General features: G+C 41.6%; 18 protein-coding genes, 3 tRNA genes and 4 pseudogenes. 12 read left to right on the forward strand and 13 right to left on the reverse strand.

All coding sequences use genetic code 11. From position 1 onward, the window contains the following. The first annotated feature begins 119 nt into the window (after positions 1–119). Positions 120–521 (forward strand): annotated as a pseudogene (locus F967_RS04445) (hypothetical protein). A gap of 247 nt (positions 522–768) precedes the next feature. Next, positions 769–2,106, forward strand: a pseudogene (pgaB, locus tag F967_RS04450) (poly-beta-1,6-N-acetyl-D-glucosamine N-deacetylase PgaB); the annotation flags it as partial. A 114-nt stretch (positions 2,107–2,220) separates the two neighbouring features. Here pgaB and F967_RS04455 read toward each other — a convergent pair. Continuing rightward, a tRNA-Leu gene (locus F967_RS04455) sits at positions 2,221–2,306 on the reverse strand. 207 nt (positions 2,307–2,513) lie between these two features. On the opposite strand from F967_RS04455, the gene F967_RS04460 reads away from it, so the two are divergent. Then, positions 2,514–4,274, forward strand: coding sequence for an alkaline phosphatase D family protein (locus tag F967_RS04460; protein WP_004798450.1), 1,761 nt, complete (start codon positions 2,514–2,516; stop codon positions 4,272–4,274). Positions 4,275–4,399: 125 nt separating this feature from the next. Here the strand turns inward: F967_RS04460 and F967_RS04465 are convergent. Together F967_RS04465 and F967_RS04470 are read right to left on the reverse strand one after the other, a co-directional pair. Further along, a tRNA-Leu gene (locus F967_RS04465) sits at positions 4,400–4,485 on the reverse strand. A gap of 8 nt (positions 4,486–4,493) precedes the next feature. Then, a tRNA-Cys gene (locus tag F967_RS04470) sits at positions 4,494–4,567 on the reverse strand. A gap of 170 nt (positions 4,568–4,737) precedes the next feature. Between F967_RS04470 and folD the strand changes: the two genes are divergently transcribed. Both folD and F967_RS04480 read left to right on the forward strand, forming a co-directional pair. After that, positions 4,738–5,586 (forward strand): bifunctional methylenetetrahydrofolate dehydrogenase/methenyltetrahydrofolate cyclohydrolase FolD, encoded by an 849-nt coding sequence (gene folD / locus F967_RS04475; RefSeq protein ID WP_004674908.1) that lies wholly within the window; start codon positions 4,738–4,740, stop codon positions 5,584–5,586. A 238-nt stretch (positions 5,587–5,824) separates the two neighbouring features. Further along, a complete protein-coding gene (locus F967_RS04480; protein ID WP_004674906.1) occupies positions 5,825–6,493 on the forward strand; it encodes a class I SAM-dependent methyltransferase in 669 nt (222 codons plus the stop codon). A 54-nt stretch (positions 6,494–6,547) separates the two neighbouring features. On the opposite strand, the gene F967_RS04485 is transcribed toward F967_RS04480, so the two are convergent. Then, positions 6,548–6,970, reverse strand: a complete 423-nt coding sequence (locus F967_RS04485; protein ID WP_004681484.1) for a hypothetical protein — start codon at positions 6,968–6,970, stop codon at positions 6,548–6,550. A 265-nt stretch (positions 6,971–7,235) separates the two neighbouring features. Between F967_RS04485 and glpK the strand changes: the two genes are divergently transcribed. From glpK to glpD, 3 genes are all read left to right on the forward strand, one after another. Next, complete coding sequence (glpK, locus tag F967_RS04495) at positions 7,236–8,744, forward strand: glycerol kinase GlpK (protein WP_004760975.1); 1,509 nt, start codon at positions 7,236–7,238, stop codon at positions 8,742–8,744. A 54-nt stretch (positions 8,745–8,798) separates the two neighbouring features. Beyond that, a complete protein-coding gene (locus F967_RS04500) occupies positions 8,799–9,557 on the forward strand; it encodes a DeoR/GlpR family DNA-binding transcription regulator (RefSeq protein WP_004674899.1) in 759 nt (252 codons plus the stop codon). A 235-nt stretch (positions 9,558–9,792) separates the two neighbouring features. Beyond that, positions 9,793–11,313: a glycerol-3-phosphate dehydrogenase gene (glpD, locus tag F967_RS04505; RefSeq protein WP_034431037.1), complete on the forward strand. Its 1,521-nt coding sequence runs from the start codon at positions 9,793–9,795 to the stop codon at positions 11,311–11,313. A 62-nt stretch (positions 11,314–11,375) separates the two neighbouring features. Here glpD and F967_RS14480 read toward each other — a convergent pair whose 3' ends face one another. The 3 genes from F967_RS14480 to F967_RS04525 form a co-directional block, all read right to left on the reverse strand. Beyond that, positions 11,376–11,597 carry a glyoxalase superfamily protein gene (locus F967_RS14480; protein WP_228127271.1) on the reverse strand — a complete coding sequence of 74 codons (222 nt, stop codon included), beginning with the start codon at positions 11,595–11,597 and terminating at the stop codon, positions 11,376–11,378. A gap of 91 nt (positions 11,598–11,688) precedes the next feature. Next, the gene (locus F967_RS04515) at positions 11,689–12,168 is read right to left on the reverse strand and encodes a hypothetical protein (RefSeq protein ID WP_004798453.1); all 480 of its coding nucleotides are present in this window, start codon (positions 12,166–12,168) and stop codon (positions 11,689–11,691) included. Positions 12,169–12,697: 529 nt separating this feature from the next. Beyond that, complete coding sequence (locus F967_RS04525) at positions 12,698–14,527, reverse strand: phosphoenolpyruvate carboxykinase (GTP) (RefSeq protein WP_004798454.1); 1,830 nt, start codon at positions 14,525–14,527, stop codon at positions 12,698–12,700. 396 nt (positions 14,528–14,923) lie between these two features. Here F967_RS04525 and F967_RS04530 point away from each other — a divergent pair, with 396 nt between their 5' ends. The 4 genes from F967_RS04530 (at position 14,924) to groL (ending at position 18,772) form a co-directional block, all read left to right on the forward strand. After that, the gene (locus F967_RS04530) at positions 14,924–15,862 is read left to right on the forward strand and encodes a diacylglycerol/lipid kinase family protein (protein WP_004798455.1); all 939 of its coding nucleotides are present in this window, start codon (positions 14,924–14,926) and stop codon (positions 15,860–15,862) included. After that, entirely contained in the window at positions 15,843–16,610 is a 768-nt protein-coding gene (locus F967_RS04535) for a metallophosphoesterase family protein (RefSeq protein ID WP_004798457.1), read from the forward strand. The genes F967_RS04530 and F967_RS04535 overlap by 20 nt, the downstream gene beginning before the upstream one ends. Before the next feature lie 177 nt (positions 16,611–16,787). Then, positions 16,788–17,078: a co-chaperone GroES gene (locus F967_RS04540; protein ID WP_004674886.1), complete on the forward strand. Its 291-nt coding sequence runs from the start codon at positions 16,788–16,790 to the stop codon at positions 17,076–17,078. Between the two features lie 59 nt (positions 17,079–17,137). Beyond that, positions 17,138–18,772 carry a chaperonin GroEL gene (groL, locus tag F967_RS04545; protein ID WP_004755906.1) on the forward strand — a complete coding sequence of 545 codons (1,635 nt, stop codon included), beginning with the start codon at positions 17,138–17,140 and terminating at the stop codon, positions 18,770–18,772. A gap of 265 nt (positions 18,773–19,037) precedes the next feature. Here the strand turns inward: groL and F967_RS14670 are convergent. From F967_RS14670 to F967_RS14485, 6 genes and pseudogenes are all read right to left on the reverse strand, one after another. Continuing rightward, positions 19,038–19,347 (reverse strand): annotated as a pseudogene (locus tag F967_RS14670) (hypothetical protein). A gap of 182 nt (positions 19,348–19,529) precedes the next feature. Next, positions 19,530–20,069, reverse strand: a complete 540-nt coding sequence (locus F967_RS04550; protein WP_126038012.1) for an IS630 family transposase — start codon at positions 20,067–20,069, stop codon at positions 19,530–19,532. Continuing rightward, complete coding sequence (locus F967_RS04555; RefSeq protein ID WP_004677047.1) at positions 20,065–20,541, reverse strand: helix-turn-helix domain-containing protein; 477 nt, start codon at positions 20,539–20,541, stop codon at positions 20,065–20,067. The genes F967_RS04550 and F967_RS04555 overlap by 5 nt, the downstream gene beginning before the upstream one ends. An 11-nt stretch (positions 20,542–20,552) precedes the next feature. Next, positions 20,553–21,211, reverse strand: a pseudogene (locus F967_RS13600) (IS256 family transposase); the annotation flags it as partial. Between the two features lie 71 nt (positions 21,212–21,282). Beyond that, positions 21,283–22,206 (reverse strand): copper resistance protein B, encoded by a 924-nt coding sequence (locus F967_RS04570; protein WP_004755903.1) that lies wholly within the window; start codon positions 22,204–22,206, stop codon positions 21,283–21,285. Beyond that, positions 22,193–22,854, reverse strand: a 662-nt coding sequence (locus F967_RS14485; protein WP_004798460.1) for a multicopper oxidase domain-containing protein, incomplete at its 5' end; no start/stop codon positions are given. The genes F967_RS04570 and F967_RS14485, both read right to left, overlap by 14 nt.

Genomic DNA, 22,854 nt, shown 5'->3' on the forward strand with positions numbered 1-22,854 from the left:
AATTTCTTATAAGGTCACTATTAGGGTTGTGCTTGGTCACGTATGATAGTTGCTTAAATATAAAAATGCTGTAATTGCCTCAGGCAAGCGATAAAAATTTGAATGAGTAGAGGTATGATATGAATGATTATTTGGATATCACTGCATCAGAGTTGTTAAAAGAGCTGGACCATTTTTTCCTGATTGATACGCATGATGGGGCGCAAACAGGATTTTGGGTCAATGAACAGGCGCTTATGGATCGGCATTACTGGATTGATGGCGATTAAAAAGTTGAAATCGTAAGGGCCCTGCAACCTGCTCACCAGCATGCACCTCATAATTATAAGATTACCCGTCTGGCTTCATCCGAAGATGACCGCAATGTTGTGCTGCTGGAATATGATGGTATCCATAAAAAAATATTGACGTTCCGCCGTGGTGAGTGGGTCAACCGTTTATGTAAATATTTCTACCAGAAAGAACGCTACTATTTACAGCAGCTATCAGAAAATCCAAATTTCCAGTCTATTGAATATTAGTCTGTATAGCGTTTTATACTCCTAACCGTCACAAGGGTTGGGGGTATGATTGTATTTCCATCATATCTATTATTTTACGATAAATTTCATAATATACACTTTTAAGATTATTTTCAGTTTGCAAAATTATAAATACAATCCTTACTTCCAGCTGACACGCTAGAATGCTTATGATGTTGCCTAAATCCTAAGACCATTCATGCCTGCTTCGTCCCCAGCGACTTTCCTGTATCGAGACAATATTTCTATGACAACACGTTTAGTGTCTCCGACCTTAAAAATATTTTTAGGCCTTGTTTTCGGTGTGGTTGCAACCACAACAACTTTTGCGGAAAATCCAAAAATTGATGCGACAACGTTAACCGTCATTGGTTATCATGAAATCACAGAGCATAAAGATGCACTGATCCCAAGTTATGCGGTTACTGCACAGCAGTTTAGTCAACATATTGACTGGTTAAAGAATAATGGCTTCCATTTTATTAATGTGGATCAACTGATCAAGGCCCATCAAGGCCAGTATAAATTGCCTAGTAAACCTGTATTACTGACGGTGGATGATGGCTATCAATCTTTCTATCAAAATGCCTATCCCGTAATTCGTGCCAAAAAAATCCCTGTGGTTTTGGCTTTGGTCGGTTCATGGCTGGAACCGAAAGAAAACCAGAATGTGGATTTTGGTGGGGAAAGCATCGCAAGGAACAAAATCTTGAGCTGGGACGAGCTTAAGGAGATGCAGAATAGTGGCTTGGTGGAGATTGCCAGCCATAGTTATCATTTGCATCAGGGGATTAATGCAAATCCACAGGGTAATCTGGAGCCTGCCGCAATTACCCGCATTTATGATACTAAAAGCAAAAGTTATGAAAATGATGCCGATTATCAGGCACGTGTCTATCAGGACCTAAAAAAGAATAATGACCTGTTAAAGGCACATGGTCTACGTTCACCGCGGGTCATGGTCTGGCCTTATGGCCGCTACAATATGCAGTTGGTCAAAACCGCCAAGGAATTGGGCATGCCGATTACCATTACCTTGGATGATGGGGCAGACCAGGCCAAACAATCCATTCAGAATATGAGCCGTATCTTGATTCAGGGCAATATGTCGACCAGTGCACTTGCACAGGAAATCAAGAACCGTGAACTGAACCTCGGTGACAATAATCGTCCGCAAAAAATCATGCATGTCGATTTAGACTATATCTATGATCCTGATCCGCAGCAACAGGAACGTAATCTGGGACATTTACTGGATCGAATTAATGGTATGGGCGTAAACACCGTTTATCTACAGGCTTTTTCTGACCCCGATGCCAATGGTTCGGCAGATATGGTGTATTTCCCGAACCGTCACATCCCGATGCGTGCAGACCTGTTTAACCGCGTGGCCTGGCAAATTCAGACCAGAACACAGGTACAGCGTTTATATGCGTGGATGCCGTTACTGGCGTGGGAATTACCAAAAGAAGACCCTGTTGCAGATGAGCTGGTTGAAACCCAGCAGGGCAAATCAGGTGAGCATTTAAATATGGGCTATATCCGTTTAAGTCCATTCTCACCAGAAGCTCGGCAGACCATTAAGATTGAAGGCCTTGGTTTTTTAATTAAGGCATTTTTTTATATTCCTAAATTTCAGGTATAAAAAAACCAGCATTAAGCTGGAATTTTTAGCACCATATTTCCATTTGCTGAAAAATGGTGCCCGAGGCCAGACTCGAACTGGCACGCTTTGTGGGCGGGGGATTTTAAATCCCCTGTGTCTACCGATTTCACCACTCGGGCATGAGCGCAATAATAGAGGACACTTGAAAACTTGGCAAGAGTAAAACCACGTATTTGCTTTCTTTTCAGTCAATTCATGTATTTATCGGATAAAACCAAACTTGGACAAACTGTTTTCATAATTCTTTCATCAAACTGAGATTAAAGCTTCATGTATGTCCATTAGCTTTATTCATTTATTGCGATAAAAGCTAAGGTAGCCATCAAATGACAGCTAAAATTTCACGGCGGGAACTCATTCAAAAAAGCTTATTCGGTTTCGGGGCATTGTCCCTCTCCACTGGTTTTACAGGATGTAATGACAGTTCAGACCAAGAAACGGCAACACTTCAGGTGAATTTTGAACATGGTGTAGCAAGTGGTGATCCATTGCAGGATCGCGTGATTTTATGGACACGTCTGACACCGAATGATGCCAGTGCTCGTTTACAGGTAAGTTGGGAAATTGCACTAGATAATCAATTTAAGCAAATCATTAAAACCGATAAAGTCCTTACCTCGGCATCGCAAGATTTTACCGTCAAGGTGGATGTCACGGGTTTAAAACCAGACCAGCGTTATTTCTATCGCTTTATCTTTGGTGACAAGATTTCTCCAGTCGGTCAAACTAAAACCTTAGCAACCAGCACCTCAAAAGTCAGTTTTGCGGTATGTTCATGCTCAAATTATCCAGCAGGTTATTTCTATGTGTATCGGGAAATGGCGAAGCAAAATGTGGATGTTGTGATTCATCTCGGTGACTATATTTATGAATATGGTGCGGATGGCTATGCGGCGGAAGATGCGGAAAAATTAGGACGAACACTTGCAACGGATAACAATAAAGAAATTATTAAACTGGATGACTACCGCAAGCGTTATGCTTTATACCGTAAAGACAAGGACTTGCAGGCATTGCATCAACGTCATCCGTTTATCGTGATTTGGGATGACCATGAATTGGCCAATGACACATGGCGAGATGGAGCAGAGAATCATCAGGCCAGTGAGCGGCCGTTCATGGAGCGTAAACTGGCAGCTTTACAGGCTTATTTTGAATGGATGCCAATTCGCCCAATAGATGAACAACATCTCAAGATTTATCGCCAGTTTGATTTTGGCAAGCTGGTGCAACTGACTATGCTTGATACCCGTATTATTGCCCGTGATGAGCAGTTGGACTATGCCAACTATATGACAGCGAATGGTTTAGATATTGCAAAGTTTCAGGCAGATTTAACCAATCCAGCACGTACCTTAATGGGTTATACCCAGCGTGATTGGTTACTTGGAAAACTACAGCAATCGACATCCACATGGAATGTACTGGGGCAGCAGATTTTAATGACAAAAATGCTGGTTCCAGCTGAATTGTTGCTTTCATTGGCAGAAATAACTTCAGGCAATCCAACTGCCGACACCTTAAATAAAATGAATATGCAAATTACTGAGCTAGTCACCTTAAAGATGCGTTTAAAGCAAGGTGATCCGAGCTTAACCAGTCAGGAAAAAGCCCGCGTTCTCACCGTTGCACCTTATAATCTGGATGCCTGGGATGGTTATTTTGCAGAGCGTGAGATTCTGTATGGCACTTTGGCACAATTAAAGAAAAAAGTTGTTGTACTTGCAGGGGACACCCATAATGCATGGTCATCCAATCTATATAGCAAGGATGGTGTGTTTGTTGGTGTTGAGCTGGCAACCAGTTCAGTTTCTTCGCCAGGTTTGGAAAAATATTTAAATATCCCATTGGCTCAGTTGCAACAGTTTGAATTTGCGTTTACCACCTTGATTGATGAGCTGAACTATTGCAACTTAAATCAAAGAGGTTATTTAATTGTTCAATTTGATGAAGCACAGGTACAGTCACAGTGGGTTTATGTGGATTCAATCAAGAAGCCTGAATATAGTGTTGATACAGCCAGACAGCATCAGTTGAGTTTGGATGTGAATTTATTGCCAATTAAAACAGCGCAACAAGTAGCGTAATCCTATTTCAGTAGAGGCCAAACCATTCTGTTTGGCTTTTTTTATTTTTATTGCAAATATTTTCAGACATAAAAAAACCAGCATTAAGCTGGAATTTTTAGCACCATATTTCATTTGCTGAAAAATGGTGCCCGAGGCCAGACTCGAACTGGCACGCTTTGTGGGCGGGGGATTTTAAATCCCCTGTGTCTACCGATTTCACCACTCGGGCTTTACCAATGGAGGCGGAGGTCGGAATCGAACCGGCGTACACGGAGTTGCAGTCCGCTGCATGACCACTCTGCCACCCCGCCATCTCTTGGTGATGCACATATTAGCAATCTTTAGGAAAAAAACAATAGTGTTTCGGGTGAATATGCACATAAAAACAACATCTAAAAGAATATTGGACAAATTATCATGTATCATTTGCATACTTATCTAATTAGTAAGCGCTTACTTATACTCACTTGGGAGATACGCTGTGGCATTGGTTTTAGACGGTCGTGCATTGGCAAAACAAATCGAGGCGGATTTGTTGGTACGTGTAGAGGCACTTAAAGCAAAAACGGGGCGTACCCCAATTTTGGCAACCATCCTTGTCGGGGATGATGGTGCATCTGCAACTTATGTGCGTATGAAAGGCAATGCTTGCCGTCGTGTGGGGATGGACTCACTTAAAATTGAATTACCAAAAGAAACCACCACAGCGCAACTTCTGGCTGAAATTGAAAAACTGAATGCCAACCCTGATGTGCATGGCATTTTGTTGCAGCATCCAGTGCCTGAACAGATTGATGAACGCGCATGTTTTGATGCTATTTCACTAGAAAAAGATGTGGATGGGGTAACTTGCCTTGGTTTTGGTCGTATGGCAATGGGTGAGTCTGCTTATGGCTCAGCGACGCCAGCAGGCATCATGACCATTTTGCAGGAAAACAACATTGAAATCGCAGGTAAACATGCGGTTGTGGTGGGTCGCTCAGCGATTTTAGGTAAACCAATGGCGATGATGCTATTACAGGCCAATGCGACAGTGACAATTTGCCATTCACGTACCCAGAATCTTGCTGAGCTGGTTAAACAGGCAGATATTATTGTCGGTGCAGTCGGTAAGGCTGAACTGATTCAGAAAGACTGGATCAAGCAAGGTGCGGTTGTGGTTGATGCTGGTTTCCATCCTCGTGATGGCGGCGGTGTAGGTGATATTCAACTTGTTGGAATTGAAGAAGTTGCATCTGCCTATACACCAGTGCCAGGCGGTGTTGGCCCTATGACGATTACCACATTGATTCGTCAGACCGTTGAAGCCGCTGAAAAAGCTTTGGATTAAATTCCCCCCTAACCCTCTCTTTATGAATATAAGTGTCTACACAAGTTTTAATATGTTGATTTATCTGATTTTTAACCCCTCTAAATCTCCCCTTTAAAAGGGGAGACTTCCTGTGAATCTTATAAGGTCTTGATTCAAATGATGTTCCTCCACCTTTTTAAGGGGGGTAGGAGGGGGTTACAGATATGTAGACACCTATGCTTTATGAAAGAGGGGGATTGTATAGAATTAAAGAAATATGAGCTGTACTTTTCAATTTGCCAAAGCACCTGCGCAATTGCTGAAAGCGTTGCATGAAGTTATTCCAAATACAGATTTATTGGCGCAACAGCTTCCTGAGACGCCAATTTCCCTATGGCTGATTCCACCTGTTTTCCCAACTGAGCGTCTGGATGATGAGGTGATTCGCCGTATCTGGAATGAAACGCCATACTGGATTTTCTGTTGGGCCTCAGGTCTAGCAATGGCGCAATGGTTATTGGCAGAACCGCATCATGTTAAAGACAAGGTGGTGCTGGATTTTGGGGCGGGTTCAGGCGTGGTGGCGATTGCCGCAAAAATGGCAGGGGCAAAGCGGGTCATCTGCTGTGATATTGATCAGGTTAGCTTGGAATCATGTCGTGAAAATGCCTTGCTAAATAATGTCGAGCTTGAGTATCTGGATGATTTGTACAAGTCAGAACAGGTAGATGTCTTGCTGGCTGCGGATGTGCTTTACGATCAGTGTAACCGATTCTTTCTGGATGAGTTTTTAAAATTCGCACCAGAAGTCTGGGTAGCGGATAGTCGGGTTAAAAACTTTAGTCACCCTAAATATATGAAGATTGATGAGCGCAGCGCAACCACCTGGCCTGATCTGGATGAAGCCAAAGAGTTTCGCAATGTCAGTTTTTATAAGACCTTATAATAAGTACGCAGATAAAGCTAAGGTGGTTTAAATCAACCACCTTATTTTTAACCATTATGAACAGGTATAGCGAACCACTTTCAGTGTGGTTGGGCGTGTTTCCAGTGCCTGACGTGTTGCATAGCCCTCAGTGTTGTTTAAATCAGGTGAGTTGGATAGACCAAAAGTTGCACGGCTGTTGCCAAGTTGCACCCCATATTGTTCCTGTTTGGTTGGGTTCATAATTTCATTGACACTGAGTATCGAAATTTTATAGGTTTTTTCCATTCCTAACACTTGTTTACAGGCATGCTGTAGTTTTTTCTCATCAACCTCACTGTTGCCACGTGCTGCCAAGGTATAGGCTAGTGTTGCCGAAGTTGCCGTTTTATTTTCAATTTCATAACCTGTCACACCATTGTACTGATGTGGAGTGCTTTGACATGCCGCAACCAGAAGTGTACCGCTCACAATAATCAATAAATTAGTTTTTTTCATATTAGTAGTCCTATTATTTCTAGTCTTAGTATCGCATAAATTAGATTTTGTATTGTGATGAATCTTTAAAACTCACGCTGTTCATCATGATTTGGGTTCAAAATGAGAGAAAGAATTTTCGTTTTCGAACAATTTTGCATATAATCGTGCAAGTTTTTTATTTTTATATACAAGTTGTTGCTGTATCGCAGTGTTGAGGCCCATTTTTTTAATAGGTATTTCATTTATTGCTTTGATACATAAGGCAATTCTGAATAGGTATGCCATGATCTCTACAGATAGTCAAAAAAAATATGTGGTTGCATTTGACCAGGGTACAACCAGTTCACGTGCAATCGTGTTGGATCACGATGCAAATGTTATTACGATTGCCCAGCGTGAGTTTACCCAAATCTACCCGCAACCAGGCTGGGTTGAGCATGACCCAATGGAAATCTGGGCAACGCAAAGTGCGGTGTGGGTTGAGGCTTTAGCACAGGCAAGTATTTCAAGCGACCAGATTGCCGCGATTGGCATCACTAACCAGCGTGAAACCACAATTATCTGGGATAAAAAAACAGGTAAACCGATTTATAACGCGATTGTATGGCAGAGCCGCCAAAGTAATGAAATCTGCAACCAGCTTCGTCAGGACGGCTGGGATGAGTATGTACGTAAGGTCACTGGGCTGGTGATTGACCCATATTTTTCGGCAACCAAGATCAAGTGGATTCTTGACCAGGTAGAGGGCAGCCGAGAGCGGGCAGAACGTGGCGAGCTGTTGTTTGGTACAGTGGATACCTGGTTGATCTGGAAACTGACCAATGGTCAGGCGCATGTAACTGACTATACCAATGCCTCACGTACCATGCTATTTAATATTGAAACATTGCAATGGGATGATAAGCTGCTTGAAGCCTTGAATATTCCTAAAGCCATGTTGCCTGAGGTGCGTACTTCTTCTGAAATATATGGGCATACCCATACCATCAGTGGTCAGGAAATTGGGATTCCAATTGCGGGAATTGCAGGGGATCAACAGGCGGCTTTGTTCGGTCAAATGTGTGTTGAGGCGGGACAGGCAAAAAATACCTACGGCACAGGCTGTTTCCTGCTTATGAATACAGGTAAACGTATTGTTCAATCTGAACATGGTTTACTCACCACGATTGCATGTGGGCCACGAGGTGAAGTGAACTATGCCCTCGAAGGTGCGGTATTTAATGGTGGTTCATGTGTGCAATGGCTGCGTGATGAATTAAAGGCCATTAACGACTCGCATGACTCGGAATATTACGCAACCAAAGTGAAAGACAGTAATGGCGTTTATGTCGTTCCTGCATTTACGGGGTTGGGTGCGCCATATTGGGACCCAACCGCCCGTGGTGCGATTCTGGGAATTACCCGTGGCGTGAGTATTGAGCATATTATTCGTGCAACGCTGGAATCCATTGCTTATCAAACCCGTGATGTGCTGGATGCCATGCAGCAGGATTCGGGTGAGAAGTTACGTACACTTCGTGTAGATGGTGGTGTTACCGCAAATAACTTCCTTATGCAGTTTCAGGCGGATATTTTATCGACTTTGGTTGAACGTCCAGCCATGAAAGAGACCACAGGTATGGGGGCGGCATTCCTGGCAGGTTTAGCCGTTGGTTTCTGGTCTGATTTGAATGAATTGAAGAGCAGAATGACCATTGAGCGAACATTTACACCCGCGTGTAGTCAGGATGAAACCGAAAAACTTTATCAAGGTTGGTTGAAAGCTGTGGGACGTACACGTGACTGGGCTTAAAATTAAGGTAAAATAACGCCATTCGTAATTTAAAATAACTTAGGATGGATGAGCATGAGCTTGATCCTACGCCAACAAAAAACCCTCGAACTGGTGAGAGAGCGTGGCTATATCAGTATTGAAGAGCTTGCTCAATATTTTGATGTCACCCCCCAAACCATCCGCCGTGATATTAATCAGTTGGCGGATGAGGGCTTGTTGCGCCGCTATCATGGTGGGGCCGCACATGATTCCAGTGTTGAAAATACCGAATATACGATGCGTGTCGGCTATATGCTTGAAGAAAAGCTCAGGATTGCAGAGGCGGTGGCTGCTGCTGTACCTGACCATGCGTCATTATTCATTAATATTGGAACGACCACGGAATCGATTGCCCATGCCTTGCTCAACCATACTGGGCTGAAGATCATTACCAATAACCTGAATGTGGCCAAAATTCTCAGCACCAAGGAGGATTTTGAAGTACTGATTGCCAGTGGTCGAGTTCGCCCTGATGGTGGAGTGATTGGTCAGGCAACGGCTGATTTCTTTAAACAGTTTAAGGCGGATTATGCGCTGATTGGGATTAGTGGTATTGATGAGGATGGCACTTTGCTGGATTTTGACTTTCAGGAAGTGTGTGTGTCACAGGAAATCCTCTCAAGTGCACGTCAGGTTTTCTTGGCGGCGGATAGTAGCAAGTTTGGCCGTAATGCCATGATCCGTCTGGGTTCATTGAAGCAAGTAGATAGTATCTTTACTGATCAGCAACCCAATGAGCAATATCTAAAAACCATTCATGATTTAGGTGTGAATTTGGTTGTTGCTCAATAATTTTTCATTAAATGCTTTGTTTTATATCTCTTTAGTGGTCAAACACAGTTTGTTTCTATGATTCGAAAATTGACCTAAAGCATTTATCATCCATTTCATAATCAATTTCTTTTTTATTCATTTGTTAAAAATGCCAATAATTTGGCATTTTTTTTGCACAAAATTTATTGTTTATTTTCATTTTATATGTTTAAATTTTCATTATCGAAAAATAATGAAAATTTGCGGTGATAATATGCAAACTTCTCCTCAGTCAAATGACAAAATCTATGACCTTGCTGTTATTGGTGGCGGTATTAACGGTGTTGGTATCGCTGCTGATGCGTCAGGACGTGGTTTATCCGTATTCTTATGTGAAAAAGATGATTTGGCAAGCCATACCTCCTCTGCCAGCAGTAAGCTGATTCATGGTGGTCTACGTTATCTCGAACATAAAGAATTTCGTTTGGTACGTGAAGCATTGGCTGAACGTGAAGTCTTGTTGGCTAAAGCACCGCACATTATCCGCCCAATGCGTTTTATCATGCCGCATCGTCCGCATTTACGTCCCGCATGGTTGATTCGTACAGGTTTGTTCTTTTATGACCATTTGGGTAAACGTGAAAAGCTGTTGGGTTCAAACAATGTTTATTTTAAAGAAGATAGCCCGCTAAACTCTGCTATTACCCGTGGTTTTGAATATTCAGACTGTGCTGTGGATGACTCTCGTCTGGTGGTTTTAAACGCCATGCATGCCCGTGAGAAAGGGGCTGATGTAGTGACCCGAACCCGTTGTCTTTCTGCACAACGTGATGGGCAATATTGGCTGGTCGATCTGGAAAATAAGCATGGTCAATTCCAGATTAAGGCGAAAGCCTTGGTTAATGCGGCAGGACCTTGGGTTGCGCAATTTATCAAGCAGGATTTGCAGCTTAAATCTCCTTACGGGATCCGCCTGATTCAGGGCAGTCATATTATTGTGCCGAAGCTGTATGAATGTGACAAAGCCTTTATTATGCAGAATGATGACCGCCGTATTGTGTTTGCCATTCCATATCTGGACCAATACACCATGATTGGCACCACCGATCGTGAATATCAGGGTGATCCAGCACAAGTGAAAATTACTCAGGAAGAGATTGATTACCTGATTGAAGTGAGCAATGCCCATTTCAAAAAACAACTCACCCAACAGGACATCATTTGGACTTTTGCGGGTGTGCGTCCTCTGTGTGATGATGAATCGGATAATCCATCAGCCATTACCCGTGACTATACTTTGGCCTTGTCCAAAGGTGAGAAAGGGCAGGCACCATTACTTTCCGTATTCGGTGGAAAATTAACAACATATCGTAAATTGGCTGAATCTGCCATGCAACAGCTCAAGGCATTTTTCCCTGAGATGCAGGGAAGCTGGACTGCGACAGAGGCATTGCCTGGCGGTGAAAATATGCATTCTGTTGAACAGTTGATACAGGAAATCCGTGCACAAATCACGGATGCTCCAGAAGCATTGGCAAAACGCTGGGCATCGACTTATGGTTCACGGATCTGGAATATATTGGGCGAGGCAACATCGGTTGACCAACTCGGAAAACATTTTGGTCACGGCCTGTATGCCAAAGAAGTGGATTATTTATGTCGCTTTGAATGGGTAACAGGCAGTCAAGATATTTTATGGCGCCGTTCTAAGTTGGGTCTTAGCTTCACTCAGAAACAAATAGAAGCTCTAGATGCGTACCTTACTGTGAAAACTCATGGTAACGAAGCTGCTTAAAAATTCGTATAGTATACCGTCTTTAAAATAACGGTTATCTACGTCACCTGAGTTCGACTAACTCAGGTGGCGTACTGATGGAGTGGAAAGGGTGCTTTTTTGGGGTCGAATGTTAGGTACTGATGGCATTCGTGAAAGTAATTTGATACCTGCATGTAAAGACGCGCGTCATCGGAGTCCCGATGTTCAAAGTCGATATTGAACCCCAAAAATTCAACATAAAATTCTTTGGCTTTGTTTTCATCAAATATTCTTATAAGAGGGGCTATTCTGGTAAATGCCATTTTTTTGTTTTCTTTGGTTGCATAACGCCTGAATTAAGCCGCGCCGCGAAGCGGCGTCGACTTGAATGAATTGTTAGGGCACAGTTGGTAGCTAGTATCCCATTCTTTTGCAAGTTGTTTTGTCAACGAGAACATCTCCCATTTTTTGCTTGTAGATACTGCTATAGGAATATGTGTAGGAAAGCCCTCGTTCAAAAGCTGGATTATTTGCATTCTGCGCGCAGGCTTGGGGAATGATTTCTTGTTGTGTTGCGGCTAACCATTGCGCTATTTCATTTTGGGAAAGCCCATTTTTTACTCGCAGCACATTCTCAAAGCGAACGTTTCTACCTGTAGAGACGGCGTTAAAAGATACAGTCATATCATCTAAATGCAGATGTTTGTTTGCATTACTTTGCTTCGCAATCTCCGCTGCAATTTCTTCAATTTGTTTTATTTGTGCGGGATTTAGCTCTTGGCCAGATGCAACAGCAGCACCAAGCACACTCTTTGCAGTATCAGTTGAAAAAACAACCTTCCAAAGAATGAATGCAATTATGCAAACCACCCCGAACAAAATGTTCTTTTTCATGTTGTTAAGCTCCCTATTCTACCTACTATAACTACTTGTCGGATTCTGAGCCACTTTTTGGCTTTGCTGGTCTCACGACAAGAAATTCATAGCCAAATGCAAATCCAAAGGTAAGCAATAGGACTGGTATTCCTTGAAGATTGTATCGCCCGATCAACCAAAGGTTGAACAACAGCACAACGCCTCCGATGAGGCGAAGTTTCGTGGTCTTTTGCATAGCCGAACTCCTCGCAGTGTGTGACACAAGCCCTAACTACTCTTATGCAGCAGAGGTGACACATAAGATGCTAAAACTTGCTGCATAAGACGCCTATTTATAAAGTATTAAACAAAATAATATTGATTTATTTGAACTAAAAACTATCATTAAATCATAAAAATAACAAGGATAATAACATGTCAGTTCAACAACCCAAACGATAAGCTGTCGTATTATCGCTTTCTCAACTACTTACAAATGTGTTGCACTTCGTTACTAAATCCTCCAAATAAAAAAGGCCGCCGAAGCGACCTTTTGTATTTTTAATTATTAAGCAGATTTAACCGCGTTTAATAACTCAGCCTGACGATCTTTAAGTGCCTGAGGCAAGCGATCACCCAGTTTGGTAAATAACTCAGTGTGGCTTTCAAGCTCTTTGATCCATTGGTCTTTGTCTTGTGCTGTAACAGTGTCGAATTGTTCTTTAGAGAAATCGATACCTTCCCAGTTTAACTGCTCATAAGTAGGAACCAGACCGATTGGTGTTTCAGTCGCTTCTGCACGACCTTCGCAACGGTCAATGATCCACTCAAGCACACGCATGTTCTGACCAAAACCAGGCCATACAAAGTTGCCTTCAGCATCACGGCGGAACCAGTTTACATTGAAGATTTTTGGTAATTTGTTACCAGCAGCTTCAGCTTTTGCACCCACTTCTTTACCTAATTGTAACCAGTGGCCAAAGTAGTCAGCCATGTTATAACCAGCAAATGGCAGCATTGCAAATGGGTCACGGCGTACAATACCTTGTTGACCAACAGCAGCAGCAGTGGTTTCTGAACCCATTGTTGCGGCTTTATAAACACCATCCACCCAGTCAAATGCTTCTGATACCAAAGGCACAGTGTCTGCACGGCGACCACCGAAGATGAACGCAGAAATTGGAACACCTGCTGGATTTTCCCAGTCAGCGTCAATAGATGGACATTGACCAGCAGAAACAGTGAAACGGGCGTTTGGATGTGCCGCTTTATCTTCACCTGTATGTGGCTGACCTTTCCAGTTGGTCAAGTTCGCTGGAACTTCTTTAGAAAGACCTTCCCACCAGATTTCACCGTTGTCAGTTACAGCAACGTTGGTATAGATCACGTCTTTATGCAGGGTAGCCATACAGTTCGGGTTAGTTTTGGTGTTTGTACCTGGCGCAACACCGAAGAAACCCGCTTCTGGGTTGATTGCATATAGGCGACCATCTTCACCTGGCTTGATCCATGCAATATCGTCACCTACAGTTTCAATCTTCCAGCCTTCATAACCTGCTGGTGGAATCAACATTGCAAAGTTGGTTTTACCACATGCAGATGGGAACGCCGCCGCGATGTAATGTTTTTCGCCCTGTGGATTGGTCACGCCTAAAATCAGCATGTGTTCAGCCAGCCAGCCTTGTTCACGTCCCATCACTGATGCGATACGTAATGCAAGGCATTTTTTGCCCAATAATGCATTACCGCCGTAACCTGAACCATAAGACCAGATTTCACGGGTTTCTGGATAATGCACGATATATTTTTCAGGGTTGCAAGGCCAGGCAACGTCTTTCTGGCCATCTTTTAATGGTGCTGCAACAGTGTGTACACATGGGATAAACTCGCCATCTGTGCCCAACACATCATAAACTGCCTTACCCATACGCGCCATTTTGGTCATGCTAACCGCAACGTAAGGTGAGTCTGTTAATTCGATACCGATATGTGCAATGTGGCTACCTAATGGACCCATAGAGAAAGGAACCACATACATGGTACGGCCTTCCATCGCGCCATCAAATAAACCATTTAACTTTTCGCGCATTTCTGCAGGATCAACCCAGTTGTTGGTTGCGCCAGCGTCTTCCTTATTTTGAGAGCAGATATAAGTGCGATCTTCAACACGAGCAACGTCAGAAGGGTCAGAATTTGCAAGATAAGAACCAGGATGTTTTTCTTGGTTAAGTTTTTGCATGGTGCCGTTAGCGATCATCAAGTCGATCAGACGTTGATATTCTTCTTCGCTGCCGTCACACCATTCGATTTTTGCTGGCTTGGTTAGTTTTGCAATTTCTTCCACCCATGCAATTAGCTTAGGGTGACGAACGAATTCTGGTGCGTTCACTTGGGTCATGGTGATGCCTTTTTAAAGTGTGTACAACGTACAAGTTCCATTTACTGGGTGACAGTAAGATAGATGAAGTAAAAAAAGTGGCTGTATTAAAGCATAAAATCATAAAAAAAATAAGACTAAAGAATGTCAGAATCTGTTAATGCAAGCATGTGTATTTATATATAGGTAATTGTTTTTAATTGAGTTGATCATTTTTTAAGTCGCTATTTGAATTTTTTATATGTGTTATTTTTATTTAAAATTATATTAAAAAACAATATCTTGAAATATTATGGTTTTTTGAGAATTATTATTGATTATGTGAATGAGGTTCATTCGAAATTTACACAAACAAGCTTTTATTTGTTGATTTTGTAAACAAAAATAAGATTGTTAACTTTATTCAGGTTAAGTTGTATGAGTCAAAATTTACGGCCTTTATCCCTCATTTATAATCAAAAATCAGGTTTTCATGCAGCACAACAAGATGAGCAATATGAACGTCTTATGACGTTCTGGACACAATATGGGTTTGAAATCCAAGTTTTTGAGTTAAATCAGCAGCTTAATTTTGATGAAATGATGACATCGGTACTCTTCAGACATCAGCAGGCCGATTCGCGTGGTGTTGTGGTGGCGGCAGGAGGGGATGGCACCTTGAATGCGGTTGCCAAAAAATTGATGCATACCGATATTTCAATGGGAATCATGCCATTAGGGACATTTAATTATGTTGCTCGCGCCCTGAATATCCCAATTGATCTGGGTCTGGCTGCGGAGGTGATTGCCACAGGCATTGAACATAAGGTTCATGTTGCCACCCTGAATGACCAGATTTACCTGAATAATGCCAGTCTGGGTTTATATCCCTTATTTATAAAAAAACGTGAATTATATAACCAGCGTTTTGGCCGTTTCCCCTTGAATGCCTATACATCGGGTTTGGATGTGCTGTTGCGTGAACACAAATCATTAACATTGACGGTCACTGTAGATGGCCGAAAATATCCTGTTGCAACACCGCTGGTTTTCTTTGGCAATAACCAGCTTCAGCTCAGTAACATGAAATTGAGGATTGCGGAATGTGCTGCCAATGGAAAGCTGGCAGGGGTGGTGGTGGCCAAAAGTGATCGGTTAAGTTTGCTGAAAATGTTATGGACACTGATTCAGGGGAAAATTGATCAGGCTTCTGATGTTTATTCATTCTGTGCTGAACAGATTCAGGTAGAGTGTAAAAAGAAAAAGCTCACTGTGGCCGTGGATGGAGAACTGATGGAAATGCAGACACCGCTAAAATTCGCAGTTGAAAAATCTGCTTTAAAGGTAATGGTGCCAAATGCTGTTGCATCTGTCTGATTTACACTTTGGCACTGAAAGAGAGGTATGTATTCAGGCCATACAGCAGTTTTGCCAGCAACATCGTCCAGAAGCGATTGTGGTGAGTGGTGACTTAACCCAGCGTGCCCGCTTTAAGCAGTTCTATGCCTGCAGACAATTTCTGGATTCCCTGTCATTGCCTTATTTGGTGGTGCCAGGAAATCATGATATCCCCCTTTATCAGGTCTGGAACCGATTTTTCTCCCCTTTTGTATTGTATCAGGCATTTTTTGGTCGCCTGGAAACAACGCTGGAAACTGAGCATTTTTATATTGTGGGGGTAAACAGTATTCGGCGGCGTTACCACACGCGGGGACATATTTCCATGGAACAAATCCATGAAACCTATGAAAAGTTAAACAATGTGCCCTCAAATAAAATAAAGCTGGTGGTTTTTCATCAGCCTTTCTATATATCTCCTGATCAGCGTGATGATAAGGATTGTCCTGTTTTAGGGAAGATTGCTTTGGAACGCTGGGGCGAAACGGGACTGTTTGGCTTGTTGCATGGGCATTTACATCAAACAGCAGTATATGACCTTACAAAGATTTATCATTTGAATGTCAATCATCCTATCTATGACATTCATGCAGGCACTGCAATTTCGAGCCGTTTACACCATGACTCAACCAATAGTTTTAATGTTATTTTAGGGAATGGCAAGATTGAGCATTACTGGTTTGATGAAAAGTTAAAAATATTTGTTCAATCCCCAGAAAGTGTTTAATACAGCATTTCATGATTTCTTGTGTTTAAAAAAACATCTAGAAATAGAATTTTTTTTCTTTTACCCCTTGAAGCCATTTTTTTTAACCCCACAAAAGTGGCATATCAAATTTTGTTATGGCGCTTTTGTCTTGTCATAACAATTTATCAAAAAAGACTAAGTCTGATGGAGTTAATTATGAGCAACATTCGTCCATTACATGATCGTGTTGTGATTCGTCGTGTAGAAGAAGAAACCAAAACTGCTGGCGGTATTTTACTTCCAGGTTCTGCTGCTGAAAAACCATCTCAGGGTGAGGTGATTGCAGTGGGCAATGGTCAGATCACTGACAATGGTGTACGTGCTTTGGATGTTAAAGTTGGAGACAAAGTATTGTTTGGTACTTATGCGGGAACAACTGTAAAAGTAAACGGTGAAGAACTCTTGATTATGAAAGAGTCAGATATCTTGGCTGTGCTTGAAAGCTAATCTACACATAACTCACATTTATTATCAGATTCAGTATTTAAAAAGATTCGGAGTTTAATATGTCAGCTAAAGACGTAAAATTTGGTGATTCAGCTCGCTCAAAAATGATTGCAGGCGTAAACGTTCTTGCAGATGCGGTAAAAGTAACTTTAGGTCCTAAAGGCCGTAACGTTGTCATTGACCGTTCTTTCGGCGCACCGCACATCACTAAAGATGGTGTTACTGTTGCGAAAGAAATTTCATTAAAAGACAAGTTTGAAAACATGGGTGCTCAACTGGTTCGTGAAGTTTCTTCTAAAACCAATGATATTGCAGGTGATGGTACAACAACTGCAACTGTACTTGCTCAAGCGATTTTAAATGAAGGGATCAAGTCAGTAACTGCGGGTATGAATCCAATGGACTTGAAACGTGGTATCGACATCGCAGTGAGAACTGTGGTTGAAAATATCCGTACCAATGCTAAACCTGCTGATGATTTCAAGGCAATTGAACAAGTGGGTTCGATCTCTGCAAACTCTGACACCACTGTGGGTAAATTGATTGCGCAAGCAATGGAAAAAGTGGGTAAAGAAGGTGTGATCACTGTAGAAGAAGGTTCTGGCTTCGAAGACGCTTTAGACGTTGTAGAAGGTATGCAGTTCGACCGTGGTTATATCTCTCCATACTTTGCAAACAAGCAAGATACTTTAACTGCTGAACTTGAAAATCCGTTCATTCTTCTTGTGGATAAAAAAATCAGCAATATTCGTGAATTGATCACTGTATTGGAAGCGGTTGCTAAAACAGGTAAACCACTTCTAATCATTGCAGAAGATGTTGAAGGCGAAGCGCTTGCTACACTTGTTGTAAACAACATGCGCGGTATTATCAAAGTATGTGCGGTTAAAGCCCCTGGTTTTGGTGACCGCCGTAAAGCAATGCTGCAAGACATCGCAATCTTGACTGGTGCAACTGTAATCTCTGAAGAAGTCGGTATGTCTTTAGAACAAGCTTCTCTTCAAGATTTAGGTACTGCTCATAAAATCACAGTGTCTAAAGAAAACACAGTAATTGTTGATGGTGCTGGTAATGCTGAACAAATCGCTGAACGTGTTCAACAGATCCGTGCGCAAATCGAAGAATCAACTTCTGAATACGACAAAGAAAAACTTCAGGAACGCGTTGCGAAACTCGCAGGCGGTGTTGCAGTCATTAAAATCGGTGCAGCAACTGAAGTTGAAATGAAAGAGAAGAAAGATCGTGTAGATGATGCACTTCATGCAACGCGCGCAGCGGTTGAAGAAGGTGTGGTTGCAGGCGGTGGTGTTGCACTCGTTCGTGCGGTGAATGCACTTGATGGCTTGAAAGGCATTAATGAAGACCAAACAGCAGGTATCAACATTTTACGCCGTGCGATTGAAGCGCCACTTCGTCAGATCGTTGCCAATGCGGGTGATGAGCCATCTGTTGTAATCAACGCTGTTAAAGCCGGTGAGGGTAACTTCGGTTATAACGCCGCAACTGGTGAATATGGCGATATGTTGGAAATGGGTATTCTTGACCCTGCTAAAGTAACCCGTTCAGCACTTGAGCATGCAGCTTCTGTTGCTGGCTTGATGTTGACGACTGAAGCAATGATTACTGATATCCCAGAAGATAAACCAGCTGCTCCAGATATGGGCGGAATGGGTGGTATGGGCGGAATGATGTAAACTACTCACTGATATATTAAATTGTTGTAATTTAAAATAATTTATTATATCAGAATTTAGCTTACTCATAGTGTTACTCACATATGAGTTTGTTGCAAAAAAGGTCACAAATTTTATTTGTGACCTTTTTAATTATAGATCTTTAATCTCTTAAAAAAGAAGAGATCTTATTAGATAAGAATTTAACTCTTGAATGAATGAATGAAAATATTGAAAAAAACGCCTGAGAAAAATCAGGCGTTTTTGACTTAGAGCAACATCTATTTCATTTTGACGTAAGAATGGAGTTTTCCTCATTTAGAATACAGGTAAGGACATAGCTATTAAGCCAGAAGTTTTTACGTCCATCCTTTATCGGTCTTTTCACGCGACCAGTTTTATAGTCAAACTACTTTATTATCCATACAGGATTCGAAAAAAACTCTAAATAATTCATCGACTGAGTTGTATTGGTTTTATAATGATTTGACTATAATTCGATCATATAGTTCTTTTTCAGATATATTCATTCTTAATGCAAATTCAGCAGTCGATACACGTCGCTCTGTATTTGTAAGGTCTATAGATTTAATCATTAGATTTTCTCCATTTGTATAGGTTGAAAAGATAAACTCTTAAAATGAAGATTATCAAATTAATAAAATAAAAGATGAGATATGTTTAAAAAATCAAAAAAAAGACTTATTTTTTTTATTATATCAGTTAATAATCTTTTGTTTGTTGTTGGTAATAACAACATCGACTGCTTAAGTATCAACTAAAAAGTAAACATGTATTCATTACCAAAACCCTTTGAAATCTGCCCAACCCAACGCTCTATTTGATCTGCCTTCATCACCTTAAAATCCCGCCAGTTATACTTCATCTGCTTCCAAACCATCTCAATTCTATTCAGCTCAGGACTATACGCAGGTAGAAAATACAAAGTCGTTGAATACTCTTGTACAAGAAGCTTGCGCCAATCTACCATCTGTTTGCTGCGATGAATCGAGGCATTGTCAACAATCAACACCAAAGGAACTTGATAGCTGCGTTTCACCTGTGCTGCTACACCCATCAAATAGGCATAAAACCAGCGACTGTTAACGGACTCCTGTAGGCAACTGGTGATCAGATGACCCGTTGACAGCAGACAACCCATCACATTAACTCGCTTTAGTCTTACAGCATCAACCGCATGAACATCGCCTATCTTTGTCCATGCATAACGGTTATCTGGCGTAGCCGAAAATCCTGTTTCGTCCACATAGCCCAATACAATTTCACCACGTGCCGCTTGCTCACGTAATGCTTCAATCTGCTGTTGCGCTTGTCCAAATGCGGTCGGGTCTCTTTTTTTTCAAGCTGTGGCGGGTGCGTTTGAAGACCATGCCTGAATCTCGCAAAAACTTGCGAAGAGTTTCAACAGACACGGATACACCGTGTTTTTCATGCAGTTTGACTCGGATTTGTTCTGCATTGAGTGGGCTTGTGTTGACCCACTCTAAGATTTGAGCCTGATAGTTTGAGGTCAGTGTATTGGGACGGCCTGAGCGATGGCCTTCTTGAATCGATTCAAACTGATGTAGCTCCCAATGTCGGCGTTGTAGCCTTATGGTTTCTGGGATACGCTCTTGTAACGCAGCAACTTCGGCAACAGTTTTACCTTCGGAAAGCCAGAGAATGGTTTGGGCACGTTGTCTTTCACGCCAATGTGCTGCATGCTTGGTCAAGAGAATTAGTTGTGCACGCTGTTCTAAGCTGAGTGGGACGGTAACAATCCGTGGCATGTGCAAACATCGTTTAACCAAAAATGTCTTTTCGCATGTTTAGTTGTTTTTGTAAACTTACCTAATAAGTCTTTCTGTCCGTCTGTATTGACACCTAATGCTAGATACACCGCTTTGTTAATAATCGTACTATCTTGACGCACTTTCACGACGATACAATCCATATAGACAATAGGATAAAGGGCATCCAATGGTCGATTTTGCCATTCTATTACTTGTTCTTTAACTGCATCCGTCACTTTGGAAATAAGCGTTGGAGAGACGTCCGCATCGTACATTTCCTTGAATGTGGCAACAATATCTCGTGTCGTCATGCCTTTGGCGTATAGGGATAGGATTTGGCTATCCATTTGTGTGATACGCCTTGCGAAGCGCTGCTTCTCATCTTCTTGATCAGCTGGGGCTCAAAAGTGCCATCACGATCTCTAGGCGTGTCTAGTTCAAATTCACCATCATCAGTAAATAGCCGTTTGGTTGTATAGCCATTACGTGTATTTTTGCCTATACGAGGGCTATTCTTCTCATAGCCTAAATGTTCTGTCAGTTCAGCATTGAGTGCAGTTTCAACGGTGAGTTTCTTTAGAGCTTTACTGAAATTATTCAGGTCAGCTTCTGTTTTTAAGTTCTTGGCAAATTCTTTTGCCAATGCCAGCATTGCTTCATCTTTCATGGTAAACACCTGTGTTGCCCCCAACAGCGTTGAGGGATAGTTTAAGCGTTTACACAGTTTTATTTACAGTCTCAAAAAACAAACTCGATACCTGCACCATACAACCAGCCTTTTTCTGAGTCAGTGGCTTGTTGGAATCTTGTCTCTTTCAACCCTTTTTCATATTGATATGCAACATCCACAAAGGGTCTAATCCTTTTAGTAATCTCATATCTGGTTTTTATACCAGTCTTTAATTCAGACAAGCCGGTCTTAGAAGCAAAGTCAGAATTATCATTGAGTACAATATCTGCTTCGATATATGGTTGAGTAATTAACTTTTGGGTAAGTAATAAGTCTCGATCCACGTCAAAACTAGCTCCCCAAAAATTATTTTCACCACCGTATAAATAAGCCTGAGTTTCAAAGAAGTAAGGAGCTAATCCTAATATACCAACAACGCCATCCACTCTATTGCTGTTGTTATTCCTATCTTCACTATATCTTACACCAGCTTGTATATCCCAAAAGGGTGCTACATTACGACTGTAAAGTGCAGATACATCATATTTAGGATCATTGCTTTCTGACTTATCTAAATTTGCTTTAAGGAATAAACGATTTTCGTCCGTTCCTATCAATGTTTCAACTTTAGAACCCAGAGCACCATTACCATCTTCATCCACAGTCCACTGATTCTCAAATTTTGTTACTTGATAAATTTGCCCACCATGCTCGCTAATATGTTTATCATGACTCTGATTAACCGAAGCTGTTTTAAGCCCAGTACCGTTATCTCCATCATTTTTATTAGAGGCATTTTGATAAAAACTACGGTTAAGGTAACCCAACCCTCCGGGTTCATTTGAAAGTATATTCATACTCTCTGATGTCGAAGAACGAGAATCATTGTCTAAGTTTTCTGTCGAATTATCATTTGCAAAAGCTACACCTGAAAATCCGATTAGAGCAACTGATAAAAGTGTTTTTGAAAATAATTTTTTAGTGATGGGCATGTTGATTAACTCCCTGATCATTTGTGAGGGGCTGAGCAACAATCTCTTTAGTATCAGTATCATTGCTATCTACATTTGCCACAATAAGCTTATTCATCATTCCAGCAGACATGTGATATAACAAATGGCAGTGGATAGCCCATTCACCTAATTCATCAGCAGTAAGTAAAGTCGTAACCGTTTTACCTGGTGGAACAATTACTGTATGTTTGTTTGGCATATTGCTTGGATCCTGACCATTCTCAAGCTGCATAAACATGCCATGTAAGTGCATTGGGTGAGCCATCATACTGTCATTGACAAATTTTAAGCGAATACGTTCACCATACTTCACCACTAGTGGGTCGGCTTCATTAAATTTTTTACCATTTATTGTCCAAATATAACGCTCCATGTTTCCACCAAGACGGATCTCTATTTCACGTTCAGCTGCACGAGTGTCTTTTTGAGGATCTAACGATTGCAAATCACTATATTGCAATGCTTTATTACCTTCAGGTGTTGAAGCATTTGCCCATCCAAATACGGTATTATCATTCTTGTCTGAAGCCGCCTTAACAGTAGCGCTATTCATCGGCATATCATGATTCATACCTTTCATAGAAGACATATCGTGATTCATGCCTTTCATAGAAGACATATCATGAT

Origin of the sequence: Acinetobacter sp. CIP 102637 (assembly GCF_000368425.1) — a bacterium.
Taxonomy (GTDB): Bacteria; Pseudomonadota; Gammaproteobacteria; order Pseudomonadales; family Moraxellaceae; genus Acinetobacter; species Acinetobacter parvus.

What these genes read in the sequence shown, in the direction of transcription:
- F967_RS14480 (WP_228127271.1), bottom strand. Translation starts at nt 11,597, where the DNA reads ATGGCATTTACCAGAATAGCCCCTCTTATAAGAATATTTGATGAAAAC.
- F967_RS04540 (WP_004674886.1), top strand. Translation starts at nt 16,788, where the DNA reads ATGAGCAACATTCGTCCATTACATGATCGTGTTGTGATTCGTCGTGTA.
- glpK (WP_004760975.1), top strand. Translation starts at nt 7,236, where the DNA reads ATGATCTCTACAGATAGTCAAAAAAAATATGTGGTTGCATTTGACCAG.
- F967_RS04460 (WP_004798450.1), top strand. Translation starts at nt 2,514, where the DNA reads ATGACAGCTAAAATTTCACGGCGGGAACTCATTCAAAAAAGCTTATTC.
- F967_RS04480 (WP_004674906.1), top strand. Translation starts at nt 5,825, where the DNA reads ATGAGCTGTACTTTTCAATTTGCCAAAGCACCTGCGCAATTGCTGAAA.
- F967_RS04485 (WP_004681484.1), bottom strand. Translation starts at nt 6,970, where the DNA reads ATGAAAAAAACTAATTTATTGATTATTGTGAGCGGTACACTTCTGGTT.
- F967_RS04555 (WP_004677047.1), bottom strand. Translation starts at nt 20,541, where the DNA reads ATGCCACGGATTGTTACCGTCCCACTCAGCTTAGAACAGCGTGCACAA.
- groL (WP_004755906.1), top strand. Translation starts at nt 17,138, where the DNA reads ATGTCAGCTAAAGACGTAAAATTTGGTGATTCAGCTCGCTCAAAAATG.
- F967_RS04525 (WP_004798454.1), bottom strand. Translation starts at nt 14,527, where the DNA reads ATGACCCAAGTGAACGCACCAGAATTCGTTCGTCACCCTAAGCTAATT.
- F967_RS04570 (WP_004755903.1), bottom strand. Translation starts at nt 22,206, where the DNA reads ATGCCCATCACTAAAAAATTATTTTCAAAAACACTTTTATCAGTTGCT.
- F967_RS04515 (WP_004798453.1), bottom strand. Translation starts at nt 12,168, where the DNA reads ATGAAAAAGAACATTTTGTTCGGGGTGGTTTGCATAATTGCATTCATT.
- F967_RS04500 (WP_004674899.1), top strand. Translation starts at nt 8,799, where the DNA reads ATGAGCTTGATCCTACGCCAACAAAAAACCCTCGAACTGGTGAGAGAG.
- glpD (WP_034431037.1), top strand. Translation starts at nt 9,793, where the DNA reads ATGCAAACTTCTCCTCAGTCAAATGACAAAATCTATGACCTTGCTGTT.
- F967_RS04535 (WP_004798457.1), top strand. Translation starts at nt 15,843, where the DNA reads ATGCTGTTGCATCTGTCTGATTTACACTTTGGCACTGAAAGAGAGGTA.
- F967_RS04530 (WP_004798455.1), top strand. Translation starts at nt 14,924, where the DNA reads ATGAGTCAAAATTTACGGCCTTTATCCCTCATTTATAATCAAAAATCA.